We start from the raw sequence: 13,050 nt of genomic DNA, 5'->3' as shown, positions 1-13,050 counted from the left end.
GGGGCGGGTGCGTCAGGAGCGACGGACCTCGCCGACGCCGAGCACGAAGGCCCGCCAGGCTGCCGCACCGAAGGCGAGCACCGGACCGGAGCGGTCCTTGCTGTCCCGGACGGCGACCTGACCATCGACTGTCGCGACCTCCACGCAGTTGCCGTTGCCGCTGCTGCGCGTGCTGGTGCGCCAGTCCGCTCGGGTCAGGTCGTACGCCGTCATCCGCGGTACCTCTCGTCTGCGTCGGCGTGCCGCAGAAGCGGTCACGCAAAGTTACGAGAAGCATGCTCAAGACGGGTCAACGACGCCGTCGGATCGAGCGCCATCCGGCACAGCTCCTCGTGCAGAAGGCTATACCCGAGCACATGATCGGCTTCCTCCAGAGCCAGCCCCATCGTGAGGTTATCCAGGTAAACCACTGACGCGTCGGCGGCATCGGCGAAGTTGAGGATCACGTACGGGGTGCTCATCGCGGGATGCCCTCCAGCGGTGAAGGGAAGTACCTGGATTGTCACGTTGGGTAGTTGTGCGATCCGGCTCATGTGGACCAGTTGTTCGGCCATCACCGCGGCGCCGCCGACCGGGCGCAGGAGCACCGCCTCGTTGAGGATCACCGACAGATCGACCGGCTCCTCGCGGCGCAGCACCTCCTGTCGGCGCAGTCGGGCGGCGATCTTGCGCTCCAGACCGTCCTCACCGGCGGTGCGCCGGAAGATCTCCCGGGCGTACGCCTCGGTCTGCAGAAGCCCGGGCACCGACTCGGCCTCGTACGTGCGCAGCGTCGCCGCCTCGGCCTCCAGCCCAACGTAGAACTCGAACCACTCGGGGAGCACGTCGCTGTAGTTCTGCCACCAGCCGCGCTGCTGTGCCCCGCGGGCGATCTCGATCAGCGCCTCGGCATCCGAACCGGTCACCTGGTACAGCGCGAGGGCGGCCCGGACATCACGCGGTTTGATGCCGATCTGCGCGGTCTCGATCCGGGAGAGGTTGCTCTTCGACATGTCGAGCTGACGGGCTGCCACATCGAGGGTCATGCCCGCGCGTTCCCGAAGTTGGCGGAGTTCCCGGGCGATGCGGCGTCGCCGCACGGTCGGGCTGGCGGCGGGTCGGATGGCGGGGGTGGCGGTCACCGTCCGAGTCTGCCACGACAAGATCCGCAGGTCGCATATGCACGGAGTGCAACTTTCGAATCTGGGAGTTGCGTTGCAGTAGCTGTCGGTGCATCCTTTCCCGGTCGCGATCACTGTGGACATACCTGTGCGGGAGGACCGTTGCTCATCGCCGACGAGTTCTTCCTGATCGCACACAACGACAGTCGCGGCAAGGCCAAGCTGCACCCGGCGGCGACCGGGTTGGGGCTGGCCGGCGGGCTCCTCGGCGAGCTGATCCTTTATGGACACATCACGGTCACGGCCGGGCAGATCACCGTCATCGACCGGCGCCCGCCAGCCGATGCCCTGGCGCACACCGTGCTGGACCAGTTGGTCGGGGAGTCCCAGCACCGGGAGCTGCGTACCTGGCTGAGTTTCCTGGCGCAGAGCGCCACGACCTCGGTGGGGGAGCGGTTGGCCCGCGCCGGGGTGCTGCGCCGCCAGGAGAGTCGCCGGCTGCTGCGTACCTCGGTCAGCTACCTGCCGATCGACCTCAACGCGGTGGCCTGGCCGGCCACCCGGCTGCGGGCCCTGCTGGACCGGCCGGACCCGCCGGGCGTGCCGGACGCCCTGCTGCTCGGCCTGGTCGTGGCCGCGGGGCTGACCCGCGAGGTGCTGTGGAGCGCCGGCCCCCGCGCGCACCACAGGTTGAACGTCCTCATCCCCGCGCTGCCGGCGCCACTCAAGGAACTCGTCGGGCACACCGAGGCAGCCGTCGGCGCCGCCGTGCTGCGCGGCATCCCCTGATCCCCTCCGGTAACCCCCAACCCTCCCCTCGTCAATCGGAGTAGTCGTATGCCCCCGACATCGACAGTCGACCGACCCAGCAACGTCTCCGAAGCCCTGGCCCGAGGCCGCCTCGGCATCCCCTCGGTGATCTTCTTCGTCCTCTCCGCCGCCGCGCCATTGACAGTGGTGGCCGGCGTCGTCACCACCGGCTACGGCGTCATCGGGGTGACCGGCATCCCGCTGGCCTTCCTGCTGATCGCCGCGGTGCTCGCGCTCTTCTCGGTGGGCTACGTGGCGATGTCCCGCCGGGTGGAGAACGCCGGCGCCTTCTACGCCTACATCTCCCGTGGCCTCGGCCGACCGGCCGGCGTGGGCGCCGCCTGGGTCGCGCTGATCGCGTACAACGCGTTGCAGGTCGGGCTGTACGGCACCATCGGCGTGGCGGCCGAGCCGGTGCTCGACCGGCTCTTCGGTGGGCACCCGCACTGGGCCGTCGTGGCCCTGGTGGCGTGGGCGCTGGTCGGCCTGCTCGGCCTGCTCCGGGTCGACCTCAACGGCATGGTCCTGGCCGCGCTGCTGGTCGCCGAGATCGTGGTGGTTCTCGTCTTCGACCTGGGACAGCTCGGCAACCCGGCCGACGGTGGGGTCAGCTTCGCCCCGTTCTCACCGGACAACCTCTTCGTGCCGGGTGTCGGCGCGGTGCTGGTGCTCGCCGTACTCGGCTTCGTCGGCTTCGAGTCGGCGGTGGTCTTCAGCGAGGAGAGCAAGGACCCGAAGCGGACGGTGCCGTTGGCCACCTACCTCTCGGTGGCGATCATCGCCGGGCTGTACGCGCTGTCGTCCTGGACCATGACCGTCGCTGTCGGGCAGGACCAGATCGTCGCCGAGGCCGGCGAGCAGAGCGTCGGGCTCATCTTCAACCTGGCCGCCGCGCACCTCGGCGACACCGCGGTCACCATCGGGCAGGTGCTCTTCCTGACCTCGGTGCTCGCCGCGATGATCTCGTTCCACAACACCACTGCTCGCTACACCTTCGCGCTCGGTCGGGAGCGGGTGCTGCCGGCGGTCTTCGGGCAGACCTCGGCCCGTACCGGGGCGCCGCGGGCCGCCTCGGTGGCGCAGAGCGTCCTCGGACTCCTGGTCATCCTGCTGTACGCCATCAACGGCTGGGATCCGGTGGTCCAGCTCTTCTTCTGGGTCGGCACCACCGGCGGCTTCGGTGTCCTGCTGCTGATCGCCACCACCTCGGTGGCGGTGATCGCCTACTTCGCCCGCTCCGCCGGGGGCGAGAACCTCTGGCGACGGGCCATCGCGCCCGGCCTGGCCACCATCGCGCTCTTCGTGATCATCTGGTTGGCCGTGTCGAACTTCGCCAACCTGCTCGGCGTCGCGCCGGACTCGACGCTGCGCTGGGCGCTGCCCGCCGCGTACCCGGTGGCCGCCCTGCTGGGCATCGGCTGGGCTCTTCTGCTGCGCAGCAACCGCCCGGACACGTACGCCCGGATCGGCCTGGGGGCGGCGAGCGCCGCGGCCGCCGTCAAGCCGGAGGCGCCGGCCGCCGTGGAGGTGACCCGATGAGCGTGGTCATCGAGCAACTCGGGCCGGAGGAGACCACTCTCGTGGCGGGTCGGATCGCCGAGGCGTTCACCGTCCTGGAGGTGACGTACTGGCTGGTCCCCGATCCGAGTAAGCGGGAGGCGGTACTGGCCGGCGACTTCGAGATCCTGGTCGGACACGCGATGCGGCACGGCATCGTCCACGCCACAGCGGACCGGGCCTCGGTCGCGGTCTGGTTTCCGTCGGTCGGTGAGCCGGCGCCGCCCCCGGCGGACTACGACGCCCGACTGGCCGCCGCCTGCGGCGAGTGGACCGACCGGTTCCAGCACCTGGACGAGCTGTTCGCGGCGAACCACCCGCATCCGGATCACCACCACCTCGCGTTCCTGGCGACCCGGCCCGACCGGCAGGGGCAGGGCTTGGGGAGCGCGCTGATGCGCCACCACCACGCCTGGCTGGACGCCAACGGGATGCCGGCGTACCTGGAAGCGAGCAGCCCGCGCAGCCGGGACCTGTACGCGAAGCACGGCTACCTGGCCGGCGAGCCGTTCCGGGTGCCCGACGGGACGCCGTTCTGGCCGATGTGGCGGGAGCCGGCCGGGCGCTGAGCCGGTCGGTCGACGCGACCAGCACGTCCTGTGGTCGCACTGTCACGCTCACGTGACAGCACTGACAACACTGACAAGAGCGGAGGGCCGGGTCCAATGGACCCGGCCCTCCGCTCGTCAACTGATCAGTACGTGCCGTCGAGCTGGCCGCGCAGCTTGGTCAGCGCCCGGGTCAGCAGCCGCGAGACGTGCATCTGCGAGACACCGATCTGGTCGGCGATCTGCGACTGGGTCAGGTTGCCGTAGAAGCGCAGCGTGAGGATCTTCTGCTCGCGCTCGTCGAGGGTGGCCAGCGCCGGGCCGAGGGCGACCCGCAGCTCAGCCAGCTCGAACTCGCTGTCCTCGCCGCCGAGCATGTCGCCCAGCTCGGTGGCGCGCTCGCCGTCGCCGGTCGGGGTGGACAGCGACACCGCGTTGTACGCGCGGGCGCCTTCCAGGCCCTCCAGCACCTCTTCCTCGGTGAGCTTGAGGTGCGCGGCGATGTCGGCGACCGTCGGCGAGCGGCCGAGGGTCTGCAGGAGCGAGCTGTTGGCGTCGGAGATGGCCAGCCGCAGCTCCTGGAGCCGGCGGGGCACCCGGATGTCCCAGGTGCGGTCCCGGAAGTGCCGCTTGAGCTCGCCGATGATGGTGGGGATCGCGTAACCGGCGAAGTCGACACCGCGCTCGGGGTCGAACTTGTCGATGGCCTTGATCAGGCCGATAGCGGCGGTCTGCGCCAGGTCGTCGTTCGGCTCGCCGCGCCCGCTGTAGCGGTGGGCCAGGTGGTTGGCGAGCGGCAGCCAGGCCTCGATCGCCCGGTCCCGCAGCGCGGCGCGTGACGGGTGGTTGGCGGGCAGCGCCGCCATCGCGTTGAGCAGGTCGGCGGCGCTGTCGGTGAGAGCGCGCGGGTCGAGCTTGGTGGTGGCCTTGACGGCTGCGCTCGGCTGCTCGGTGATCGTTGGCGCGGTCATGGGTGGTCCTCCCTGCACCTCGTCCGCTGACAAAAAAGACGTGACGCTTTGGTTTAGCTTTCAATAGGCCGTTCGGGAGTCACCTTAACCTGATCGTCTCCCAGAAATCTAGCCGAAAGGTTGATGTACTTAAGGTGTGTTGAACCATAAAACGGGCAAATGGCGCGGAATCCAGGTGCGTTGTGAGGATCCTTACCCGTTGTTCCCGCTACCGTCCGCTGCGGTCCGCTGCCCGGTCGGCCGGCCGGTCCGGCCGATCGGCCCACGGGCGCGTCGACTGGTCAACATGAAATCCGACAAGTCGCCAGGAGTGTCGACTATCCGTCCTTGTCCCGCTGGTGGGACCGGCCGTAGCGTCGCGTGTACACACCCGGTTCGGAGGCACCGTGCTCGATCCAGCCGCTCCCCAGCTTGTCGTGAACAGTCGCACCCTCTACTTCAGCTGGCTGCCGGCCGATCCCGACGCGGTCGCCGCGCTGGTCCCGCCGGGGCTCTGTCCCCGTCCCGACCGGCAGGTCTTCCTGAACCAGTACATCGTCGACGACGAGACGCAGACCTCCGGCTTCGGCGCGTACTCGCTGACCTACCTCGGAGTCTCACTGCTGGGCGTCGACGCGCCCGGCGGCCTCAACGCCGGTGGCTGGTGGACCCACTACGTGGCCTCCAGTCGGCGGGTCCGTGAGTACGCCGTCGCTCGCGGCGCCCCGGTGATCGCCGGGCGCACCCGGATCGACGTGAACGGCGAGGACCTGGTCTCCGAGACGGAGATCGACGGCACGCCGCTGATCCGGGCCCGATGTCGGGTGGGGGAGACCGGTCACGTGATCAGCAGTGGGCACCACCGCTACTTCACCCGGCGCGACGGCCAGCTGATCAGCTCGGCCTACCCGTTCGTCGCCGAGCCGGTCGCCCCGTTCGAGATCGAGTCGGTGGAGTTCCTCCAGCCCGGCCACCCGATGTACGCGCTGCGCCCGGCCAACCCGCTGACCATCGGCTTCGGCTACTACTCACCGCGCTCGTCGTTCGCCTACCCCGGCGGCCTGAGCGTGCACGGGGTCGCCGCGCCGGAGCCGGCCCGACCGCATCACCAGGTGCCGGCCAGTCTCGCCCGCAGCGGCCTGCCGTCCGGGTCGTAGACCAGCCGGTACACCGGCAGCGCCCAGGCCCTGGTGTACCACGGCAGCCGCTCGGGGCGGTGCGGGCGCAACCGCCCGGGCGGCCGTTCTCCCACCTGGCCGTCGTCGTACCACTGCTGCAGCGCGTCGGCGGCGGCCGTGACGGCCGCGACGGCGTCGGCCGGGTCCAGTAGGTCGGTGTCGTCCGCGCCGTCCGGGTCGCGGTCCAGGTGCTCGCGCCACAGCCGCAGTCGCAGGTCCCGGGCGAAGCTCCGCGCGCCGTCGCCCCGCCCGGCGGGGTCGGTGGGCTCCCGCTGGTCCGGGGTGTCGTCGAGCACGGCGCAGGACAACTCGCTGTCGTGCGTCCAGGACCGCCGGTTGAAGTTGTCGCTGCCCACGCTGGCCCACACGTCGTCGACCACGCAGACCTTCGCGTGCACGTAGACCGGGTCGCCGGCGTGGTTCTCCACGTCGAACACGTGCACCCGGTCCGGTGCGGCCCGCTCGCACAGCGACAGCGCCTGCTCGCGCCCGACCATGTTCGGCGGCAACGCCAGCTTGCCGTCCACGTCCGGGTGGCGGGGGACGACGGCGATCAGGTGCAGGTCCGGATTGTCCCGCAGAGCATGCGCGAAGAGGTCCGCGACCTCGGCGGACCAGAGGTACTGGTCCTCCAGGTAGATGAGCCGGCGGGCCCGGCGTACCGCCTTGGTGTAACCCCGGGCCACGGTCCGCTCCCCGTCGGGTGCGAACGAGTAACGCGGGCGGACGGCGGGGTAGGTGCGCAGCACCTGGATCTGGTGCGGACCGCAGGGCGGCGGATCGGCCGGCTGTTCGGGCAGCGGGTCGGGGCGCAGGTCCGAGCCGCGCAGCCGGTCTCGCAGGTAGGCCATCGGGTTCTCCGAGTCCAGCGGCATCGGGTCGGTCCAGCGTTCCCGGAACAGGGTGTCCAACGCGCCGACCACCGGACCGCGCACCGCGAGCTGCACGTCGTGCCAGGGCGGATTGGGTCCGTACCGGGGGGACATCTGCACCGGTTGCGGGTCGCCGTGGTGCGCGGCGTCGTCGCGGCGGCTGTGGCACAGGTCGATCCCGCCGGCGAAGGCGACGTCCCGCTCCGGCGCGCCCTGGTGCCGCAGCACCACGAGCTTCTGATGGTGCGAGCCGCCGCGCCGGACCCGTTGGTCCAGCAGCACCTCGCCACCGGCTGCCGAGATCGTTTCGCTGAGGTCGCGGTTCTCGGCCTCGCTGTAGGCCAGGACGTCGAGGTGCGAGCGCCAGATCAACCCCTTGACCACCACACCACGCTGCGCGGCCTGCGCGAAGAGTTGGGCCACCGTCGGCCCGTCCGGGCGCAGTCGCTGGTCCGGGTCACCACGCCAGTCGGTGAAGAACAGGTGGTCGCCGGGCCCCAGGGCCTCGACCTCGTCGACCAGTCGGTCGAAGTACGCCGCACCGTGAATCAACGGCTCGGCGAGGTTTCCCGTGGTCCACACGGGTATGCCAGAGACCGGGTTGGCGCGTTCCTCAGCGGTGAGGAACCAGTCCTGCAAGAGCACCGTCCAGCCCCCCTGGAGGTCGGCAACGTCCTCACGGTAGGACCCCCGACGCGGGTCCGCACGCCAGGCCCCCAGACCGGTGACCTGGCCAACGCCATCGGAAGCGACGCGACAACAGCCGAGGAGGCCACACCATGCCCCGCGACACGACGAATCCCGTGACCGAGAACCGCGAGCCGGCGGTGGAGAGCGAACGGGGTGCGCTGGTAGCGGTGTTGGTGATGGTAATTCTGGGTGTTGCCGGGATTTTTGCGGTCTCCTGAGGTGGCGCCGACGCCCCCGGGCTGAACCGGAGGCGTCGGCGCCGAACTCAGCGGTCGGCGGTGGTCAGGGCCTGGTGCCCTGGCCGCCGGTGTGCGGGAGCCGCTCGGTGGGGATCACGCCGAGGCGGCCGGCCTGGAAGTCCTCGAACGCCTTGAGCAGTTCGTCCCGGGTGTTCATCACGAACGGGCCGTACTGTGCCACCGGCTCCCGGATCGGCTGACCACCCATGATGTAGAGGTCCAGTGCCGGGGTGTTGCTGTCCTGCGCGGTGTCGGCGCTGAACCGCAGCGCGTCACCGGGGCCGTGCACGGCGAGCTGGCCGGTACGCACCGGCCGCCGGTCGGTGCCGACAGTGCCGCGACCGCCCAGCACGTACACCAGGGCGTTGAAGTCGGGCCGCCAGGGAAGGTCGACCTGCGCGCCCGGCTGCACCGTGACATGCGTGATGGTGATCGGGGTGAAGGTCGAACCCGGGCCGCGGTGCCCGGCGACCTCGCCGGCGATGACCCGGATCAGCGCGCCGCCGTCGGGCGTGGTGAGCAGCGCCGACTCCCGACCTCGGATGTCCTGGTAGCGGGGCGGGTTCATCTTGGCCGAGCGGGGCAGGTTGACCCACAGTTGGGTGCCGTGGAAGAGCCCGCCGCTCATCACCAGGTGCTCCGGCGGCGCCTCGATGTGCAGCAGGCCGCTGCCCGCCGTCATCCACTGGGTGTCGCCGTCGGTGATGGTGCCGCCACCGCCGTTGGAGTCCTGGTGGTCGAAGACGCCGTCGATGATGTACGTGACGGTTTCGAAGCCGCGGTGCGGGTGCCACGGGGTGCCCTTGGGCTCGCCCGGCGCGTAGTCGACCTCGCCCATCTGGTCGAGGTGGATGAACGGGTCCAGGTCGGTGGTCGCCACCCCGGCGAAGGCGCGACGGACCGGGAAGCCCTCGCCCTCGAAGCCGCTGGGCGCCGTGGTCACGGTGCGGACCGGACGGATCGTGGTGGCCTCGTCGAGCCGGGGCAGGCGGGGCAGGACGAGGACGTTGTCGACGGTGATCGCGGGCATGTCGAGGCTCCTAGCGTGAAGCGGGGGTGGTCGAGCTGACCCGCGATGCCCGCAGGCGCTCGCCGAGCCGGTCGAAGACCCGGGTGAGGCAGGCGACCTCGGCGTCGTCGAGGTCGTCCATGAGATGGGTACGCACCGACGCCAGATGGTGGGGTGCGGCTTCCCGCAGGGCGAGCAGCCCGGCGGCGGTGAGCACCGCCTCGCTGCCGCGCCGGTCGTCCGGGCAGGGCTCCTTGCTGACCATGCCACGACGCTGCATGGAGGAGACCTGGTAGGTGAGGCGACTGGGCGAGAAGATCAACCGGCTGGCCAGCTCGCCCATCCGGAGCCGCTGCCCGGGTGCCTCGGAGAGCAGGACCAGCACGTGGTAGTCGGGGAAGCTGAGGTCGCTGTCGACCCGCAGATCCTCTTCCAACTGGGTGTAGAGACGCTGGCTGGCCTCGATGTAGGCGCGCCAGGCGGCCTCTCGGGTGCTGTCCAGGCTCTCGGTCATGCCCACGACGATAGCACTCTTTCAAAATTTAAGTACCGACGTTGAAGGTCGTCTGCGTCACTTCCTGGCGTCCGAGCGGCGGATCGTGCAGCTTTGAAGGAAACCTGCGTTAATCCGGCGGCGCGCAGGTCTTGGGTTGTGCCAGACTCCGGCCTCGTGGAACACGTGGAACTCTCCGCCGCCGACCTGTTGCTGCGCCCCTGGCGGGACGAGGACGCCCCGGCGGTGCGCGACGCCCTCCGGGACCCGGCGATCGCCCAGTGGAACCCGCAGGGTGGCGACCCGATCGACGACGATGTCGCGCTGCTCTGGGTACGTCGCCGGGCCGACTGGTCCACCGGTGGCCACGCCTCGATGGCGGTCACCGCGGCGGCCGACGGCAAACTGCTCGGCTCGGTGTCGCTGCACCGCATCCACGACGGCGACGCGTCCATCGGCTATTGGACGGTGCCCGCCGCGCGGGGGCGTCAGGTGGCGGTGCGTGCCGTCGTCCGGCTCACCGACTGGGCTTTCGCGGATCTCGGGCTGCACCGGGTGGAGCTGTGTCACGCGGTGGCCAACCCGGCGTCCTGCCGGGTCGCCGACCGCGCCGGCTACCCGGCCGAGGGGACCCTGCGCGAGTCGTACCGGTACGGCGACGGCCGCCGCTACGACGAGCACCTGCACGCCCGCCTGGCCACCGACCGCTAGCCGGAGGCGGACCGGGGCCAGAACCCGCTTCGACTCCGGCCGCGCAGGTCGTGTCGAACCGTCACTCGGTGACCTTGTGGAGGAAGGTCGCCAGGGCGGTCCTGACGCGGTCGATCCGCTCCGGCAGGGGCAGCGGCTCGGGCGCGGGGGGCCCGGCGTGCTTCTTTCCCCGCAGATACAGCGAGCAGGCCAGGTCGGAGCACAGGTACGTCCCCACGGAGTCGCCCTGCCGTCCGCTCGGACCGGCCTTGGGGGCGGTCATCAACGAGACGCCACCGCCGAGGTGGGTGGTCAGGCAGAACGAGCACATGCTGTGTCGCACGCGCCCCATCTGGTGCGTCGCGGCCCGCAGCACCACCCCGGCCAGCTTGCCGTCGGTCTCGGCGACCAGGTAGGCCCGCTGCGGCGCGGAGGGATCCCGCCAGCCGAGGAAGTCGAGGTCGTCCCACTGACGCATTTCAAGATCGTTCGGTACGGCCAGCCGCTTCGCCTCGCCCTTGCTGCAATTGACGAAGGACGCGCGGATGACGGATTCGGTAAGGGCCAACATAGGTAGTAGCCTAGCCCTCCTAGGCAAGCGATTATTACGGCTAGGTTTGGAGTGTGCTGCATGGCACGTGCCGGGGTGACAGTCGAGCGCCTGACACTGGCGGCGGCCGAGCTGGCCGACGAGGTGGGCGTGGAGAACGTCACTGTCGCCGCGCTCGCACGCCAGTTCGGGGTCAAGGACGCCAGCCTGTACTTCCACCTCAAGAACGCGCAGGAACTGCGGGTCAGGATCGCCCTGCTGGCACTGGCGGAGCTGGCCGACAGGGTCGCCGCCGCGCTCGCCGGCCGGGCCGGCAAGGATGCGCTGGTGGCGTTCGCCAACGCGTACCGCGACTACGCGCAAGAGCACCCGGGTCGCTACGCGGCAATGCAGATCGACCTGGACCCGGAGACCGCCGCCGCGAGCGCGGGCGTCCGGCACGCCGAGATGACCCGGGCGATCCTGCGCGGCTATCGGCTCTCCGAACCCGACCAGACCGACGCGGTGCGGATGATGCACAGCACGTTCCACGGGTTCGTGAGCCTGGAGAAGACCGGCAGCTTCCGGCACACCCCGCGCCCCACCGACGACTCCTGGTCGCGCACCCTGGACGCCCTCGACGCCGTCCTCACCAACTGGCCGTCGCGCTGAGCCACCGCAGAGCCGAGGCATAGGCTCGGTGGCGTGGATGATCTGGAGTTGGCCGACTGGCGGGAGCGCGTGGCCCGGCTGTACCTGTCCGACGTCGACCTGGAAGGCTTCCGCGCCGGCCGCGACGAACTCTTCGCCACCCACCCGCAGAGCCCGATCCCCGTGGCGGAGCGACAGGACTTCACCGGGGTGCGCTACTTCCCGCCCAATCCCGAGGCCGTGGTCGAGGCGTCCCTGCGACCGGCCAGCGGCGAGCTGCGCATCGACACCGGCGGCCCGGACGGGGTGATCGCGTACCGGCGGGTGGCGGTTGCCGAGACGCAGTGGGGGCCGCTGACCATGTGGTGGATCGAGGCGTACGGGGGTGGGCTGTTCGTTCCGCTGCGCGACGGCACCTGCGGGCGGGAGAGCTACGGCGGAGGCCGGTACCTCACCGACACGGTGAAGGGCACCTTCGGCCGGGGCGTCGAGCTACTGCCCGGCGACCGGGTCCGGCTGGACGCCAACTACCTCTACAACCCGAGCTGCGCGTACGACGACCGCTGGGCCTGCCCGCTGGCACCACCGGAAAACCGGGTCGAGGTCGACATCCGCGCCGGCGAGCTGACGTACCCGACCTACTGATCGGCTCGATCCCCGTGGCGTCGCGCGGGTTGACCTCAAGTCGCGTTCAACGCCTACTGTCGACGTCATCGATCCGTGCGGGGGAGTGGTCTGATGACGGTCAGCTGGGCGTACATCTATGAGCACCCGGGCAGCGACCCCGTTGCCGACCGGGTCGTGCTGGACCGCGACGGCCAACGCACCTACCTCGTGCCCGTGCCGGACCCGGTGCTGGCCCCCGCCGTGGCCGTGGACCTGCTGGCCGAGGGGGTCGCGCTGATCGAGCTGTGCGGCGGTTTCGCGCTGGCGGCGGCGGCACGGGTGGCCGAGGCCGTCGGCGGGCGTGTGCCGGTCGGGCACGTCACATTCGCCGTGGACTCGGTGCGCGGCGCCACGCGGTACGGCGAACTGTTCGAGGCTCAGCCCGACTGAACGAACGAATCGGCCGCCCCGGCGTGCAGCCGGGACGGCCGGTCGATCGTCGCTCAGCGGGCGTTCGCCGCCGAGCTGGACATCTGCATCCGACCGAGTAGCTGTCGCGCCTGGTCGGCGAGCTGCGCGTCGACAGTCACCGCGTACTGCCCGGCGCGCAGTGAGCTGGCCGAGGTGAAGTCGCGCTGGCCGCCCGTCATGGCGTGCGCGACAGCGCCGAACACGGCACCCCAGATCGCACCGATGACCAGCCCGACCAGGATCACCGCCAGCCAGTTGCCGACGGTGAAGATGCCGAACAACAGGCCGATGAAGAGGCCGAACCAGGCCCCGGTGCCGGCGCCGAGCAGACCGGCTCGGCCGGTGGTCATTCGCCCCAGCACCGTCTCCACCAACGTGAGGTTGGTGCCGACGATGGCGCTGTGCTCCACCGGAAAGCGGTTGTCGGCCAGGTAGTCGACGACCCGCTGCGCGGTCGGATAGTCCGGGTACGAGCCGATCGTCACGGTCGGCGGGCCGGCCTCCGGCCCGTGGCCGTCCCCGGCCGGTGTCGACAGGCGGCCGGCCGGCCCGGATGGAAGCAGGTCGCCACCCTGTGTGCCGGACCGCCAGGCGGCGGTCGGCCCCGAAGCTGACGTCATGAGCATCCTCCCTCGTCAGCTCGCCGGGTTCCCGTCC

At 70.6% G+C, this 13,050-nt stretch carries 17 protein-coding genes; 9 read left to right on the top strand and 8 right to left on the bottom strand.

Annotated elements, in window-relative coordinates; genetic code table 11:
• Positions 1-12 precede the first annotated feature (12 nt).
• A complete protein-coding gene (locus AB0C19_RS20050; protein ID WP_355423608.1) occupies positions 13-213 on the bottom strand; it encodes a DUF397 domain-containing protein in 201 nt (66 codons plus the stop codon).
• Between the two features lie 41 nt (positions 214-254).
• Complete coding sequence (locus AB0C19_RS20045) at positions 255-1,079, bottom strand: helix-turn-helix transcriptional regulator (RefSeq protein ID WP_357187489.1); 825 nt, start codon at positions 1,077-1,079, stop codon at positions 255-257.
• A gap of 183 nt (positions 1,080-1,262) precedes the next feature.
• On the opposite strand from AB0C19_RS20045, the gene AB0C19_RS20040 reads away from it, so the two are divergent.
• Genes AB0C19_RS20040 through AB0C19_RS20030 form a run of 3 tightly spaced genes read left to right on the top strand, consistent with a single transcriptional unit; the run spans position 1,263 to position 4,036 of the window.
• Positions 1,263-1,889, top strand: coding sequence for a GPP34 family phosphoprotein (locus AB0C19_RS20040; RefSeq protein WP_357187380.1), 627 nt, complete (start codon positions 1,263-1,265; stop codon positions 1,887-1,889).
• A gap of 48 nt (positions 1,890-1,937) precedes the next feature.
• A complete protein-coding gene (locus tag AB0C19_RS20035) occupies positions 1,938-3,449 on the top strand; it encodes an APC family permease (protein WP_238682901.1) in 1,512 nt (503 codons plus the stop codon).
• Positions 3,446-4,036 carry a GNAT family N-acetyltransferase gene (locus AB0C19_RS20030; protein ID WP_357187376.1) on the top strand — a complete coding sequence of 197 codons (591 nt, stop codon included), beginning with the start codon at positions 3,446-3,448 and terminating at the stop codon, positions 4,034-4,036. Before AB0C19_RS20035 ends, AB0C19_RS20030 begins: the two co-directional genes overlap by 4 nt.
• Positions 4,037-4,161: 125 nt before the next feature.
• Here the strand turns inward: AB0C19_RS20030 and AB0C19_RS20025 are convergent, their stop codons facing one another.
• Positions 4,162-4,986, bottom strand: coding sequence for a SigB/SigF/SigG family RNA polymerase sigma factor (locus tag AB0C19_RS20025; RefSeq protein ID WP_091401616.1), 825 nt, complete (start codon positions 4,984-4,986; stop codon positions 4,162-4,164).
• Positions 4,987-5,372: 386 nt separating this feature from the next.
• Here AB0C19_RS20025 and AB0C19_RS20020 point away from each other — a divergent pair, with 386 nt between their 5' ends.
• Complete coding sequence (locus AB0C19_RS20020; RefSeq protein ID WP_357187372.1) at positions 5,373-6,122, top strand: hypothetical protein; 750 nt, start codon at positions 5,373-5,375, stop codon at positions 6,120-6,122.
• Here AB0C19_RS20020 and AB0C19_RS20015 read toward each other — a convergent pair.
• On the bottom strand, positions 6,071-7,660 hold the full coding sequence (locus AB0C19_RS20015; RefSeq protein WP_357187369.1) for a phospholipase D-like domain-containing protein: 1,590 nt from the start codon (positions 7,658-7,660) through the stop codon (positions 6,071-6,073). The genes AB0C19_RS20020 and AB0C19_RS20015 overlap by 52 nt on opposite strands.
• Positions 7,661-7,794: 134 nt before the next feature.
• Between AB0C19_RS20015 and AB0C19_RS20010 the strand changes: the two genes are divergently transcribed.
• On the top strand, positions 7,795-7,923 hold the full coding sequence (locus AB0C19_RS20010; protein ID WP_256441970.1) for a hypothetical protein: 129 nt from the start codon (positions 7,795-7,797) through the stop codon (positions 7,921-7,923).
• A 64-nt stretch (positions 7,924-7,987) separates the two neighbouring features.
• On the opposite strand, the gene AB0C19_RS20005 is transcribed toward AB0C19_RS20010, so the two are convergent.
• On the bottom strand, positions 7,988-8,974 hold the full coding sequence (locus tag AB0C19_RS20005; protein WP_357187366.1) for a pirin family protein: 987 nt from the start codon (positions 8,972-8,974) through the stop codon (positions 7,988-7,990).
• A 10-nt stretch (positions 8,975-8,984) separates the two neighbouring features.
• Positions 8,985-9,467, bottom strand: a complete 483-nt coding sequence (locus AB0C19_RS20000; RefSeq protein WP_357187363.1) for a MarR family transcriptional regulator — start codon at positions 9,465-9,467, stop codon at positions 8,985-8,987.
• A 156-nt stretch (positions 9,468-9,623) separates the two neighbouring features.
• Here AB0C19_RS20000 and AB0C19_RS19995 point away from each other — a divergent pair, with 156 nt between their 5' ends.
• Entirely contained in the window at positions 9,624-10,157 is a 534-nt protein-coding gene (locus AB0C19_RS19995) for a GNAT family protein (protein WP_357187360.1), read from the top strand.
• Between the two features lie 61 nt (positions 10,158-10,218).
• Here the strand turns inward: AB0C19_RS19995 and AB0C19_RS19990 are convergent, their stop codons facing one another.
• Complete coding sequence (locus AB0C19_RS19990) at positions 10,219-10,707, bottom strand: FBP domain-containing protein (RefSeq protein ID WP_357187357.1); 489 nt, start codon at positions 10,705-10,707, stop codon at positions 10,219-10,221.
• A 60-nt stretch (positions 10,708-10,767) separates the two neighbouring features.
• On the opposite strand from AB0C19_RS19990, the gene AB0C19_RS19985 reads away from it, so the two are divergent.
• From AB0C19_RS19985 to AB0C19_RS19975, 3 genes are all read left to right on the top strand, one after another.
• Positions 10,768-11,337 carry a WHG domain-containing protein gene (locus AB0C19_RS19985; RefSeq protein WP_357187354.1) on the top strand — a complete coding sequence of 190 codons (570 nt, stop codon included), beginning with the start codon at positions 10,768-10,770 and terminating at the stop codon, positions 11,335-11,337.
• A 33-nt stretch (positions 11,338-11,370) separates the two neighbouring features.
• Complete coding sequence (locus AB0C19_RS19980; protein ID WP_357187352.1) at positions 11,371-11,961, top strand: DUF1684 domain-containing protein; 591 nt, start codon at positions 11,371-11,373, stop codon at positions 11,959-11,961.
• Between the two features lie 93 nt (positions 11,962-12,054).
• On the top strand, positions 12,055-12,372 hold the full coding sequence (locus AB0C19_RS19975; protein WP_357187350.1) for a DUF6506 family protein: 318 nt from the start codon (positions 12,055-12,057) through the stop codon (positions 12,370-12,372).
• Between the two features lie 53 nt (positions 12,373-12,425).
• Here AB0C19_RS19975 and AB0C19_RS19970 read toward each other — a convergent pair whose 3' ends face one another.
• A complete protein-coding gene (locus AB0C19_RS19970) occupies positions 12,426-13,013 on the bottom strand; it encodes a general stress protein (protein ID WP_357187347.1) in 588 nt (195 codons plus the stop codon).
• Positions 13,014-13,050: the final 37 nt, after the last annotated feature.

It is taken from the genome of Micromonospora sp. NPDC048842, from assembly GCF_040649935.1.
Taxonomy (GTDB): Bacteria; Actinomycetota; Actinomycetes; order Mycobacteriales; family Micromonosporaceae; genus Micromonospora; species Micromonospora hortensis.
This window is presented reverse-complemented; position numbering and strand designations above follow the sequence as displayed.

Excerpts from the sequence above, each read along its gene's own strand:
- AB0C19_RS20050 (WP_355423608.1), bottom strand. The coding sequence starts at position 213 with ATGACGGCGTACGACCTGACCCGAGCGGACTGGCGCACCAGCACGCGC.
- AB0C19_RS20035 (WP_238682901.1), top strand. The coding sequence starts at position 1,938 with ATGCCCCCGACATCGACAGTCGACCGACCCAGCAACGTCTCCGAAGCC.
- AB0C19_RS20030 (WP_357187376.1), top strand. The coding sequence starts at position 3,446 with ATGAGCGTGGTCATCGAGCAACTCGGGCCGGAGGAGACCACTCTCGTG.
- AB0C19_RS20025 (WP_091401616.1), bottom strand. The coding sequence starts at position 4,986 with ATGACCGCGCCAACGATCACCGAGCAGCCGAGCGCAGCCGTCAAGGCC.
- AB0C19_RS20010 (WP_256441970.1), top strand. The coding sequence starts at position 7,795 with ATGCCCCGCGACACGACGAATCCCGTGACCGAGAACCGCGAGCCGGCG.
- AB0C19_RS20005 (WP_357187366.1), bottom strand. The coding sequence starts at position 8,974 with ATGCCCGCGATCACCGTCGACAACGTCCTCGTCCTGCCCCGCCTGCCC.
- AB0C19_RS20000 (WP_357187363.1), bottom strand. The coding sequence starts at position 9,467 with ATGACCGAGAGCCTGGACAGCACCCGAGAGGCCGCCTGGCGCGCCTAC.
- AB0C19_RS19990 (WP_357187357.1), bottom strand. The coding sequence starts at position 10,707 with ATGTTGGCCCTTACCGAATCCGTCATCCGCGCGTCCTTCGTCAATTGC.
- AB0C19_RS19985 (WP_357187354.1), top strand. The coding sequence starts at position 10,768 with ATGGCACGTGCCGGGGTGACAGTCGAGCGCCTGACACTGGCGGCGGCC.
- AB0C19_RS19975 (WP_357187350.1), top strand. The coding sequence starts at position 12,055 with ATGACGGTCAGCTGGGCGTACATCTATGAGCACCCGGGCAGCGACCCC.
- AB0C19_RS19970 (WP_357187347.1), bottom strand. The coding sequence starts at position 13,013 with ATGACGTCAGCTTCGGGGCCGACCGCCGCCTGGCGGTCCGGCACACAG.